Annotated in this window: 9 protein-coding genes; 5 read left to right on the top strand and 4 right to left on the bottom strand. The window is 72.1% G+C overall.

Annotation, left to right across the window (positions count from 1 at the left end; genetic code table 11):
- A partial coding sequence (locus D3105_RS21290) for a hypothetical protein (RefSeq protein ID WP_118904692.1) occupies nucleotides 1-1378 on the top strand: 1378 nt, incomplete at its 5' end.
- Nucleotides 1379-1537: 159 nt separating this feature from the next.
- Nucleotides 1538-3223, top strand: coding sequence for a purine-cytosine permease family protein (locus D3105_RS21285; RefSeq protein WP_118904691.1), 1686 nt, complete (start codon nucleotides 1538-1540; stop codon nucleotides 3221-3223).
- Between the two features lie 24 nt (nucleotides 3224-3247).
- Here the strand turns inward: D3105_RS21285 and D3105_RS21280 are convergent, their stop codons facing one another.
- Nucleotides 3248-4252 (bottom strand): aldo/keto reductase, encoded by a 1005-nt coding sequence (locus tag D3105_RS21280; protein ID WP_118904690.1) that lies wholly within the window; start codon nucleotides 4250-4252, stop codon nucleotides 3248-3250.
- A gap of 133 nt (nucleotides 4253-4385) precedes the next feature.
- Here D3105_RS21280 and D3105_RS21275 point away from each other — a divergent pair, with 133 nt between their 5' ends.
- The gene (locus D3105_RS21275; RefSeq protein ID WP_118904689.1) at nucleotides 4386-5297 is read left to right on the top strand and encodes a LysR family transcriptional regulator; all 912 of its coding nucleotides are present in this window, start codon (nucleotides 4386-4388) and stop codon (nucleotides 5295-5297) included.
- 28 nt (nucleotides 5298-5325) lie between these two features.
- Here D3105_RS21275 and D3105_RS21270 read toward each other — a convergent pair whose 3' ends face one another.
- The 3 genes from D3105_RS21270 to D3105_RS21260 form a co-directional block, all read right to left on the bottom strand.
- On the bottom strand, nucleotides 5326-7776 hold the full coding sequence (locus tag D3105_RS21270; RefSeq protein ID WP_118904688.1) for an MFS transporter: 2451 nt from the start codon (nucleotides 7774-7776) through the stop codon (nucleotides 5326-5328).
- Between the two features lie 218 nt (nucleotides 7777-7994).
- Nucleotides 7995-8438 carry an SRPBCC family protein gene (locus D3105_RS21265; RefSeq protein ID WP_118904687.1) on the bottom strand — a complete coding sequence of 148 codons (444 nt, stop codon included), beginning with the start codon at nucleotides 8436-8438 and terminating at the stop codon, nucleotides 7995-7997.
- Between the two features lie 87 nt (nucleotides 8439-8525).
- A complete protein-coding gene (locus D3105_RS21260) occupies nucleotides 8526-8918 on the bottom strand; it encodes a VOC family protein (RefSeq protein WP_118904686.1) in 393 nt (130 codons plus the stop codon).
- Between the two features lie 122 nt (nucleotides 8919-9040).
- Between D3105_RS21260 and D3105_RS21255 the strand changes: the two genes are divergently transcribed.
- Nucleotides 9041-10081 carry an Rv2578c family radical SAM protein gene (locus tag D3105_RS21255; RefSeq protein WP_118904685.1) on the top strand — a complete coding sequence of 347 codons (1041 nt, stop codon included), beginning with the start codon at nucleotides 9041-9043 and terminating at the stop codon, nucleotides 10079-10081.
- A gap of 155 nt (nucleotides 10082-10236) precedes the next feature.
- On the top strand, nucleotides 10237-11823 hold the full coding sequence (locus D3105_RS21250; RefSeq protein ID WP_118904684.1) for an alpha/beta hydrolase: 1587 nt from the start codon (nucleotides 10237-10239) through the stop codon (nucleotides 11821-11823).
- Nucleotides 11824-11893 lie beyond the last annotated feature (70 nt).

Below are 11893 nucleotides of genomic sequence, written 5' to 3'. Positions count from 1 at the left end.
CTTCCGGTCGGGCCGGGCCCCGGCGGCGCCCGCCCCGACCGGAAGCCCGGCCGGAGCCCCGGTCGCCGCCGCCTGCCCGGAGGCGCTGGCCGGAAAAGCTCGGTGTTACACGGGCCAGGACGGGAACGGGGCGCACTACGCGCTCGCCGTCCCCGTCCGCTGGAACGGCTCCCTGGTGGTGCACGCCCATGGCGGGCCCGACCTGGGCGAGGCGTCGGACCCGGCCCGCTCGACCGAGGACCTGGAGCGCTGGGCCGTCATGGTCGAGGAGGGGTACGCCTGGGCGGGCTCCTCGTACCGGCGCGGCGGCTACGGGACGCGGATGGCGGCGGCCGACACCGAGGGCGTGCGCCGGGTCTTCGTCGACCGGTTCGGCAAGCCGGGGCGGACCTATCTGCACGGCCAGTCCTGGGGCGGGAACGTCGCCGCCAAGGTCGCGGAGACGTACGGCACGAAGCCCGGGGCGTACGACGGGGTCCTGCTGACCAACGGCGTCCTGGGCGGCGGTTCGCGCGGCTACGACTACCGGGTGGACCTGCGCGTGGTCTACCAGTTCTACTGCGGCAACCACCCGCGCCCCACCGAGCCGCAGTACCCGCTGTGGCAGGGGCTGCGCCCGGGCTCCACGATGACGTCCGGCGGGCTCGGCGCCCGGCTGCGCGAGTGCACCGGGTTCGACGCCGAACCGGCCGACCGGACCGCGCTCCAGCAGCGGAACCTGGACGACATCCTGGCCGTCACCGGGATCCCGGAGCGGTCCCTGGAGTCACATCTGCGGTTCGCGACGTTCACCTTCCGCGACATCGTCTCGACCCGGCTGGGGGGACGTAACCCCTTCTCCAACCGGGGTGTGCGGTATACCGGCTCGCACGACGACCGGGCGCTCAACGCGGGCGCGGAGCGGTTCTCGGCGGATCCGGCCGCGCGCCGGGACCTCTCGTGGGACAGCGACCTGACCGGGCGGGTGTCCCTGCCCGTCCTGACCCTGCACGCCATCGACGACCCCACGGCGTTCGTGGAGCACGAGGCCGCCTACCGGGCCACGTTGCGGGGCGCGGGCCGGGAGCACCGGCTCGTGCAGTCCTTCACCCGGGAGAGCGAGCACAGCGGGCTGAGCAACGCGGAGTACGCGAACTCCCTTGCCGTACTTAACCGTTGGGCCCGCAGCGGCCGCAAGCCCACCGCGCGTTCGCTGGCCGATTCATGTGCTTCCTTCGACCGGACGTACGGCACGGGCTGCTTCTACGATCCTGCGTTCCGGCCCTCGTCGTACGCCTCCCGGGTGCTGCCCCGGCCGGGCGGGCTCGGCTGGCCGGCCATGACGGCCGGTCAGGAGCGGTCCTGGAGCCGGATCGACGGGGTGGGCATCGCTCCCTGAGACGTGGACATGACGTCGCCGCCCGCCTCACGGGCGGGACGTCGTTCCCCGGGTCAAAGGCGCGTCCCACCGCTCCCCGACACCCGGTTGGTATACCGTAACGCCGCCTTCACGCCGGCCGTACGCGCGGGAAACGGCGGTTGCCTAGCGTCCCCCGCCATGGATACCCGCACTCAACTCGCCGAACCGTCCCCTCCGGACCCCGCGCCGCCCGCCGCCCCGAACGAACAGCAGGCGGCGCGGGAGACGCTGGAGGACTACACCCTCCGCTTCGCGCCGCGCAGTTACCGCCGCTGGACCCCGATGGTCGTCGCGACCACGGCGCTCGGCGGCATCGCCTACATGGCCGACTTCTCCATCGGCGCCGGCATCGCCATGGCCCACGGCACCGGCAACGCCCTGGTCGCGATCACCGTGGCGGCGGCCCTCATCTTCATCACCGGTTTCCCGCTCGCCTACTACGCGGCCCGCTACAACATCGACCTGGACCTGATCACCCGGGGCTCCGGCTTCGGCTATTACGGATCGGTCCTCACCGGCGTCATCTTCGCCAGCTTCACCGTCATCTTCTTCGCCCTCGAAGGGGCGATCATGGCCCAGGGCCTCAAGCTCGGCTTCGGTCTGCCGCTGTGGCTCGGCTACGCCGTCTCCACCCTCATGGTCATCCCCCTCGTCATCTACGGGATGAAGGCGTTGAGCAAGCTCCAGGTGTGGACCACGCCGGTCTGGCTGCTGCTGATGGTCGGGCCGCTGGTCTACCTCGTCGCCACCGACCCGGGCACGGTCGACAGCTTCCTCGCCTACGCGGGCACCGACGGCGAGGGCAGCCTGAACACAGCCTCGGTGCTGCTGGGCGCGGGCGTCTGCCTCTCGCTCATCGCGCAGATCGGCGAGCAGATCGACTACTTGCGCTTCATGCCGCCGAAGACCGAGGCGAACAAGCGCAGTTGGTGGACCGCGATGGTGATGGCCGGCCCCGGCTGGGTGGTGCTCGGCGCGATCAAGCAGGCCATCGGGGTCTTCCTCGCCGTCTACATCCTCTCCGAGGTGGGGCCGACGGCGGCGGCCGAGCCGATCCAGCAGTTCCGCGGGGCGTTCGACGCGATGATGCCGTCCTGGCTGGTGGTGCCGCTGGCCGTGGTCCTGGTCGTGATCAGCCAGATCAAGATCAACGTGACGAACGCCTACTCCGGCTCGCTGGCCTGGACGAACTCCTTCACCCGCGTCACCAGGCACTACCCCGGCCGCATGATCTTCGTCCTGGTCAACCTGGCCTTCGCGCTGATCCTGATGGAGGCCGACATGTTCAGCTTCCTCAACAGCATCCTGGGCTTCTACTCCAACTGCGCCATCGCCTGGGTCGTCACCGTCGCCACCGACATCGGGGTCAACAAGTACCTGCTGAAGCTGTCCCCGCACGCGCCGGAGTTCCGCCGGGGCATGCTCTACGCGGTCAACCCGGTCGGCGTGACCGCGTTCACCGCCGCCTCCGGGCTGTCCATCGCGATGTACTTCCACGCCTTCGGCGACACGGTCCAGCCCTACTCCCCCGTGGCCGCCGTGGTGATCGCGTTCGTCCTCACTCCGGTCATGGCGATCGTCACCCGGGGCCGGTACTACCTGCGGCGGAGCGACGACGGCATCCCGGTGCCACTGCTGGACGCCGAGGGCAACCCGAGCGCGGTCACGTACGACTGCCACGTCTGCCGGCAGACCTTCGAGCGCCCGGACCTGTCCGCCTGCCCGGCCCATGACGCCATGGTCTGCTCGCTGTGCCTGAGTACGGACAAGGCGGGCGACCATGTGCTGCCGGCCGCGCCACCCGTCCCGCTCTTGGGCACCTGACCTGTTGTCCGTACGCGACCGGCGTCAGCCCGTCTTCGCGTCCCGCAGAAGCTCCTCGATCCGGGACAGCTCGTCCTCGGTGAAGTCCAGGTTCCGGGCGGCCTCGACGCTGTTCTCCAGCTGGGCCACGCTGCTCGCGCCGACGACGGCGGAGGTGAGCCGGCCGCCGCGCAGCACCCACGCCAGGGCCAGCTGCGCGAGCGACTGGCCCCGCTCCTTCGCCAGCGCGTCCAGCGAGCGCAGCCGCTCCACCAGCTGCGGGGTGACGGCGTCGGCGGACAGGAAGGGGCTGTCCCCGGCCGCCCGGGACCCGGCCGGAATGCCGTCGAGGTAGCGGTCGGTGAGGATGCCCTGCTCCAGCGGGGAGTAGGCGATGGACCCGGCGCCCAGCTCGTCCAGGACGTCCGGCAGCCCGTCGGCCTCGATGCGGCGGTCCAGCATCGAGTAGCGGGGCTGGTGGATGAGGAGCGGGGTGCCGAGGTCCTTCAGGATCGCGGCGGCCTCGCGGGTCTGCGCGGCGGAGTAGTTGGAGAGGCCGACGTAGAGGGCCTTGCCCTGCCGTACGGCGGAGTCGAGCGCGCCCATGGTCTCTTCGAGCGGGGTGTCCGGGTCGGGGCGGTGGGAGTAGAAGATGTCGACGTACTCGACACCGAGGCGTTTCAGGCTCTGGTCGAGCGAGGAGCGCAGGTACTTCCGCGAGCCCCACTCCCCGTACGGCCCCTCCCACATGTGGTAGCCCGCCTTGGTGGAGATGACGATCTCGTCGCGCAGGCGGGCGAAGTCGGTCGCCAGGGCACGCCCCAGGGTCTCCTCGGCGGAGCCGGGCGGCGGGCCGTAGTTGTTGGCCAGGTCGAAGTGGGTGATCCCGAGGTCGAAGGCGCGGCGCAGGATGGCGCCCTGCGTCTCGGGCGTCCGGTCTCCCCCGAAGTTGTGCCAGAGGCCGAGGGAGAGCGCGGGCAGCAGCAGACCGCTGCGGCCGGTGCGCCGGTAGGGCATGGCGGAGTAGCGGTCGGGGGACGGCAGGTACATGGGCAGGCTCCGCTGGAGAGATCCGGGGCGTACGAGGCACCCCCTGGAGGGGGGACGGCTCCAGGCTTCCGCAGATCGATCCAGCAGTCCAACAGGAGATTCCGCTCGGATTCATCGCCTACACTGCTCAATCATGGAACTGCGTCAGCTGGAGCACTTCGTCGCCGTGGCGGAGGAGCAGCACTTCACCCGCGCCGCCGAGCGCCTCGCCGTCTCGCAGTCCGGGCTCTCCGCCTCCGTACGGGCCCTGGAGCAGGAGCTGCGCACTCCGCTGTTCAGCCGCACCACGCGCACGGTCCGGCTCACCGAGGCGGGGCGGGCGCTGCTGGTGGAGGCGGAGCGCACGCTGGCCGGGGCGCGGGCGGCGCGGGACGCGGTCGACGCCGTACGGGGGCTGCTGCGCGGCACGCTGACGGTGGGGGTCGAACAGTGCGTGGCGGGGGTGAGCCCGGCACGGCTGCTGGCCGCCTTCCACCGGGGGCATCCGCAGATGGAGCTGCGACTGCGGCAGGAGGGCACCAGCAGTCTGCTGGACGGGGTGGCGGGCGGACGGCTGGACCTGGCGTTCGCGGCGACGGTCAGCCCGGCGGAGTGGCGCGGGGAGCTGGTGCCGCTGGCCCGGGAGCCGATGGTGCTGCTGTGTGCGGCGGGCCACCCGTTCGCCGGGCGGGCCCAGGTGGCGTGGGAGGAGCTGCCGGGGGCGTCGTTCATCGACTTCCACCCGGACTGGGGGCCGCGCCGGGCCGCCGACGAGGCGTTCACCGCGGCGGGAGTGCGGCGGACGGTGGGCCTTGAGGTCAGCGATGTGCACAGCCTGCTGGAGCTGGTGCAGGAGGGGCTGGGGATCGCGGTGGTGCCGCACCACTTCTCGCGCAAGCCGGAGGCGGCGCGGCTGGTCGCGGTGGAGCTGGCGGGTCCGCACCGGCCGGTGTACGAGAGTGTGGTGGTGCTGCCGGGGGCACGGAGCCTGAGCCCGGGGGCGCGGTCGCTGATGCGGCTGGTGCGGGAGGACCCCGTACGGGAGCCGGTGCGGGCTCAGGCCTGAAGCCCCGCCGGCCCCCGTCGCGTGAGGCTCAGTCCTCGTGGCCCAGCTGGAGGTCGCGTTCGGTGCGGCCGCCGCCCGCGACCTGGAGGACGGTGGCGACCGGCGGGTATCCGGCGGCGATCACGGTGTACTCGCCGGACGACAGGTCGACGAACCGGAACGACCCGTCGGACCCGGTCGTGAGGGTGTCCACCACATTGCCCGCCGCGTCGAGCAGGGTGACCCGGGCGTCCTCGACGGGCCGCCCGCCGGTGGCCCGGACGATGCCGCGCAGGACGGCCCCGCCCGCCAGTTCGATGTCCTGCCGGGTCTCGCGGGCGGCCTGCACGCTGACCGGGAGGGCGACGGGGCGGAAGGCGGGGGCGCCGGCGGCGAGGGTGTACTCGCCCGCGATCAGCTCGCCGATGACATAGCCGCCCTCGCGGCCGGTCCGGGTCGAGGCGACGACCTCACCCCGTACGTCGGTGAGGGTGACGGCCGCGTCGCGTACGGGGGCGCCGTCGGGAGTGAGGACGGATCCGGCGAGGCGTCCGGCGCCGCCGAGCACCACGTCCAGTTCGACGGGGCGTTCGCCCACGGTGACGCTGACGGCCTGCGGCTGGTGGCCGCCCGCCGCGGCGATCAGGACGTAGGAGCCGGCGCCGGGGACGCTGAGCGCGTACCGCCCGTCCTCGCCGCTGGCCCCGCGCCCGATCTGCTGCCCCTGGACGTCGATGAGGGTCAGGGCGGCCCGGGGGACGGTCGTGCCGTCGGGGTGCTGGACGCTGCCGTGGACGGGCACTCCGGCGAGGTGACCGGAGTCGGCGCGGGCGGCGGGGATCTGCGTGGTGGTGGTCTCGGCGGCTTCGGGGCTGTGGTGGGACACCAGCGGTTTCTCCTTGAGGAAGAAGGCGAGGATCAGGCCGAGCACGAGCACCGGCACGAGGTAGAGGAAGATGCGCGGCATCGCGTCGACGTACGCCTGGATGTAGGCGTCGCGCAGCGCGGGTTCCATCGCGTGGACGATCTGCGGGGTGATCGACTCGGGGTCGGGCAGCTCCGCCCCGGTGGGCAGCCGGACGCCGAGCGCGTCGGAGAGCCGCCCGGCCAGCAGCGTGCCGAAGATCGCCGCGCCGACGCTGCCGCCGATCTGCCGGAAGTAGTTGTTGGCGCTGGTGGCGGTGCCGAGGTCGGAGGGGCGTACGGAGTTCTGCACGGCGAGCACGAGGACGGACATGACCAGTCCGATGCCGAGGCCGAGGACGGCCTGGTAGAGGCTGTACACCAGCGGGGAGGTGTCCGCCTCCAGCAGGGACAGCAGGCCCATGCCGACCACCGAGACGGCGCTGCCGACGATCGGATAGCTCCGGTAGCGGCCGGTGCGGGTGACGAGCTGGCCCGAGACGATGGAGCCGCCGACGATGCCCATCATCATCGGGAGCATCAGCAGCCCGGATTCAGTGGCGCTGACCCCGTCGACCATCTGGAGGTAGGTCGGGAGATAGCTGGCGGCCCCGAAGAGCGCGATGCCGACCACCGCGCCGACCAGGCCGGTGACGTTGAAGACGGAGTCGCGGAAGAGCCGTAGCGGAATGATCGGTTCTGCGGCCCGGCGCTCCACGGCGACGAAGAGCGCCGTCGTGACGACCGCGCCCGCTGTCAGACCCAGGATGGTGCGCGACCCCCAGGCGTACTCGGTGCCGCCCCAACTGGTCACCAGCACCAGGCAGGTGGAGGCGGCGGCGAGGAGCGCCGCGCCCAGGACGTCGAGCCGGGGGCGTACGGCGGGCCGGGGCAGCTTGAGGACGACCGCGATGACGGCCAGGGTGACCAGGCCGAAGGGGACGTTGACGTAGAAGCACCAGCGCCAGGAGGCGTGGTCGGTGAAGAAGCCGCCGAGCAGGGGTCCGGCGACCGAGGCGAGGCCGAAGACCGCGCCGATGAGGCCCATGTAGCGGCCGCGCTCCCGGGCCGGGACGATGTCCGCGATGATCGCCTGGACGCCGATCATGAGACCGCCGCCGCCGATGCCCTGGAGGGCGCGGAAGACGATCAGTTCCTCCATGGTGCGCGACCAGCCCGCGAGGGCGGAGCCGATGATGAAGACGACGATGGCGAACTGGAATACGCCCTTGCGCCCGAAGAGGTCGCCGAGCTTGCCGTAGAGCGGCAGGACGATGGTTGAGGCGAGGAGGTAGGCGGTGACCGCCCAGGACATCTTCTCCAGGCCGTGCAGCTCACCGACGATCCTGGGCAGCGCGGTGGCGACGATCATCTGGTCGAGCGCCGCGAGCAGCAGGGTGAGCATCAGCCCGAGGAAGACCATGCGGACCTTGCGGGGGCTGATCTCCACCGCCGCCTGCCCGGGTCCAAGTCCGGCCGGAGGGGGTGGCGGGGGTGGTGCGGCGGCTTCGACGGCAGCCGCCGTGCCGTCCGGATGCGAGCCGTCGGGTCCGGTGCCGTCCGGCTCGTCCTTCACCAGCGTGATTCCGCCCACCACGTAACGCTCCCCTCGTCGCACCTGCGCCGCCCATTTGTCGCATCACGCGGCAAGGCGGGGCAAACGTGACGAGGGGCGTACGCGGCGCGCACGGAGGGCTTATGCGCCGGTGGGAGCCACTACGGCGCACAACCGGTCGTCCGGGAAAACCACCCGTTCCGGTGAGGCCGGTCGTCGTGCGGGGGCCGGGCGGACCGGCCCCCGATCGCCGGTCGGCCCTACTTCTCGACCTCGGTGGCGAGGTTCTGGAGCAGCTCGTCGTAGATGCGGGCGAGGCCCTTGGGGGCGAAGGTCCGCTCGAAGAACCCGCCGATGCCGCCCGCGCCGTCCCAGACCGTGACCACGACGGCCTTGGACCTTCCCTCACCGGCCGGGGTGACGGTCCAGGTGGTGACCATGGAGGAGTTGCGGTCCTTCTCGACGAGCTGCCCCTCGGTCGGCTCGCTGACCTCCAGCAGGCAGTCGCGGACGCGCTTGCTGGTCGCCTGGAGCTTCCAGTGCACGAGGGTGCCCTCGCCGTCGCCGCCCTCCCGGACCTCGTACTCGCTGAAGTGCCCGGTCAGCACCTTGCCGCGGACGTCCTTGTAGTCGGCCAGCGCGTCGAACACCGTGTCCGCGTCCGCCGCGATGATCCGCTCCGTCGTCGCCTCGACCTGCGCCATGGCTGTTCCTCCAGCAATCCGTGGTTCGGGGGGTGTGCTGAGCCAACCACCTCGGGTACGGCCGCTCAAAATCGGGGCCGGGCGGGGTCAGGGGCAGCGGGTCGCGAGGACGCAGAACTCGTTGCCCTCCGGGTCGGTGAGGACGACCCAGCTCGCCCCGCCCTGTCCGACGTCGGCGCGCCGGGCGCCGAGCGCGAGCAGCCGCTCGACCTCCTCGCCCTGCTCCCGGTCGGTGGGGTTGATGTCGATGTGGAGCCGATTCTTGACGGTCTTGCCCTCGGGGACGCGCGCGAAGGTCAGCGCCGGCGCCACCGGGCCGGGGCGGTCCTTCCCCTCGGGCGCCGAGGGCGGGCCGATGGTGACGACCTCCTCCCCCTCCTCCACGCCCCGCACCTCGTAGTCGAGGACCGCGCACCAGAAGCGGGCCAGGGGCAGGGGGGCGGCGCAGTCGATCGCGAGCTCGGTGAACTTGCCGGCCATGGTCGGGGCCTCCCGGTCCGGTAGGGGCTCGTCGGTGGGCCACAGGCTAGTCGCGGGGCCGCCTCGCACGATCAAGGGAACAAGTGTTCTATTCTGCGAGGAGTGCTACCGAGGAGGCGTCCATGCGCTGGGACAATTTGGTCGAGAACGGCTCGACGACCGGGAACAGCGCGCTCTTCGCCGCGGACGCGGTGACCACGCGCACGTTCGACACCCCGGAGTTCCGGGGCATCACCTTCCACGAGATCCGGGCCCGTTCGATCCTGAACCGGGTGCCCGGGGCCTCGCGGATGCCGTTCGAATGGACGGTGAACCCGTACCGGGGCTGCACGCACGCCTGTGTGTACTGCTTCGCCCGCAAGACCCACAGCTATCTGGACCTGGACACCGGGATCGGCTTCGACTCCCAGATCGTCGTCAAGGTCAACGCCGCCGAGCTGCTCCAGCGTGAGCTGGCCTCCCGGCACTGGCGGGGCGAGCACATCGCCATGGGCACGAACGTGGACTGCTACCAGCGGGCGGAGGGCCGCTACCGGCTCATGCCGGGCATCATCACCGCCCTGCGCGACCGGGCGAACCCCTTCTCCATCCTGACCAAGGGCACGCTGATCCTGCGGGACCTGGAGCTGCTGCGGCAGGCCGCCGAGGTCACCGAGATCGGCGTCTCGGTCTCCGTGGGCTTCACCGACCGGGAGCTGTGGCGGACGGTCGAGCCGGGCACCCCCTCCCCCGAACGCCGGCTGGACGTGGTGCGCGCCCTCACCGACGCCGGGATCGGCTGCTCGGTCCTGATGGCCCCGGTCATCCCCTTCCTCGGCGACCGCCCGGAGCAGCTGCGCGCCACGGTCGCGGCCGTCGCGGAGGCGGGAGCGACCTCGGTGACCCCGCTGGTCCTGCATCTGCGCCCCGGCGCGCGCGAGTGGTATCTGCACTGGCTGGGGCAGCACCATCCGCATCTGGTGGAGCGGTACGAGCGGATGTACGCGGGCGGGGCGTACGCCCCCACCTGGTACCAGCGCCGGATCACCCGTCAGGTGCACGAGCTGGCGGACGAGTTCGGCATCGGCCCGGCGCACCGGGGCGAGGCCCGCCGGATCACCCCGGCCCCATCCGCCCCGGCCACCGCACCGGAGCCCGGCCCGACCCAGCTGACCCTGCTCTGACAGCCGTCCGGAGGTCACCGGTGGGGCCCGTGGGGCCGATGGCGTGACCGTACGGGTCGACTCCGCGCGGAACGGGCCCTTCCGCGGGGGAATTCGGGGAGCATGCGGCGGGGACCGGTGATCCGGCGCCGCGTCCCGCCATTCCGGGAGGCCCCATGACGAAACGTGCAGGAATTCTGGTCGCCGTCGGCGCGACCGTCGCCGGTCTGCTGACCGCCGCACCCGGTCCGGCCGCCGCCACCTCGGCGAGCACGCCGCCCGCCCCGAAGCTGAAGTGGACCGACTGTCGGACCGAGAGCTACCCGACGCTCCAGTGCGCGAAGGTCCGCGCCCCACTGGACCACCGCCGCCCGTCGGGCCGTCAGGTCACGCTCGCCCTGTCCCGCGTCCCGCACACCGCGAAGACCTTCCAGGGCCCGCTGCTGGTCAACCCGGGCGGCCCGGGCGGCAGCGGTCTGTCGATGGCCGGGTTCGTGGCGTCCTCGCTCCCGAAGAAGGTGGCCGCGCAGTACGACGTGATCGGCTTCGACCCGCGCGGCGTCGGCAGGAGCACGCCCGCCCTGAACTGCCTGCCCGGGCACTTCGATCCGGTGCGCCCCGACTCGGTGCCGACGTCCTACCGGGCGGAGCGGATCAACCGCGACCGGGCCGAGTCCTTCGCCCGGGCCTGCGGCGAGAAGCACGGCGACGTGCTGCCGTACATGGACACGGTGAGCGCGGCCAAGGACCTCGACGTGATCCGCCGGGCGCTGGGCTCCCGGCAGCTCAACTACTTCGGCTACTCCTACGGCACCTACCTCGGCGCGGTCTACGCCAAGCTGTACCCGGAGCGCGTGCGCCGGCTGGTGCTGGACTCGGTCGTCGACCCGGACGACGTCTGGTACGAGGGCAACCTCGGCCAGGACCACGCGTTCGACGACCGGCACAAGGCCTTCGCCGCCTGGGTCGCGAAGAACGACGCCGCGTACGGCCTGGGCACCGACCCCGCACGGGTCGAGGCCGCCTGGTACCGGATGCGGGCGGACGTGGCGCGGAAGCCCGCGGGCGGCACGGTCGGCGCGAGCGAGCTGGAGGACACCTTCCTGCCCGGCGGCTATTACAACGGCTACTGGCCCTACCTCGCCGAGGCGTTCGCCGCGTACGTGAAGGACCGGGACGCCGAGGCGCTGGTCGAGGTGTACGAGAACTTCGGCGCGGTCGACGCGAGCGGCGACAACGGCTACTCGGTCTACACGGCCGTCCAGTGCCGCGACGCCGGCTGGCCCGAGCACTGGAGCACCTGGCGCAACGACAGCCGCCGGATCCACGAGAAGGCGCCGTTCATGACCTGGAACAACACCTGGTACAACGCGCCGTGCGCGAACTGGCCGGTGCCTCCGCTGCGGCCGGTTCCGGTGAACAACCGGCAGCTGCCCCCGGCGCTCATCCTCCAGGCGACGGACGACGCGGCGACCCCGTACGGCGGCGCGGTCAGCATGCACCGCAAGCTCAAGGGCTCCAGCCTCGTCGTGGAGGAGGGCGGCGGGAACCACGGCATCACGCTGAGCGGCAACGACTGCCTGGACAAGCATCTGACGGCCTATCTGACCGACGGCACGGTCCCGCGCGGCCGGGGTGAGGCGGACGCGGTCTGCGCCGCCCTGCCGGAGCCGAAGCCGCTGCCCGCCGAGAAGGCGGCGGCCCAGTCGGTGGACAACAGCAAGGGCAGCCGGCTGCACGGGCTGCTGGGCTTCCGCCACTGAGCAGGACGGGCCGCCCGCGCACCCCGTGTCGCGGGGTGCGCGGGCGGCCCGGCGAGAAATGAGGGCGCGC

The organism is Streptomyces globisporus (assembly GCF_003501885.1).
Classification (GTDB): Bacteria; Actinomycetota; Actinomycetes; order Streptomycetales; family Streptomycetaceae; genus Streptomyces; species Streptomyces globisporus_D.
This window is presented reverse-complemented; position numbering and strand designations above follow the sequence as displayed.

Excerpts from the sequence above, each read along its gene's own strand:
- D3105_RS21255 (WP_118904685.1), top strand. The coding sequence starts at position 9,041 with ATGCGCTGGGACAATTTGGTCGAGAACGGCTCGACGACCGGGAACAGC.
- D3105_RS21280 (WP_118904690.1), bottom strand. The coding sequence starts at position 4,252 with ATGTACCTGCCGTCCCCCGACCGCTACTCCGCCATGCCCTACCGGCGC.
- D3105_RS21275 (WP_118904689.1), top strand. The coding sequence starts at position 4,386 with ATGGAACTGCGTCAGCTGGAGCACTTCGTCGCCGTGGCGGAGGAGCAG.
- D3105_RS21285 (WP_118904691.1), top strand. The coding sequence starts at position 1,538 with ATGGATACCCGCACTCAACTCGCCGAACCGTCCCCTCCGGACCCCGCG.
- D3105_RS21265 (WP_118904687.1), bottom strand. The coding sequence starts at position 8,438 with ATGGCGCAGGTCGAGGCGACGACGGAGCGGATCATCGCGGCGGACGCG.
- D3105_RS21260 (WP_118904686.1), bottom strand. The coding sequence starts at position 8,918 with ATGGCCGGCAAGTTCACCGAGCTCGCGATCGACTGCGCCGCCCCCCTG.
- D3105_RS21250 (WP_118904684.1), top strand. The coding sequence starts at position 10,237 with ATGACGAAACGTGCAGGAATTCTGGTCGCCGTCGGCGCGACCGTCGCC.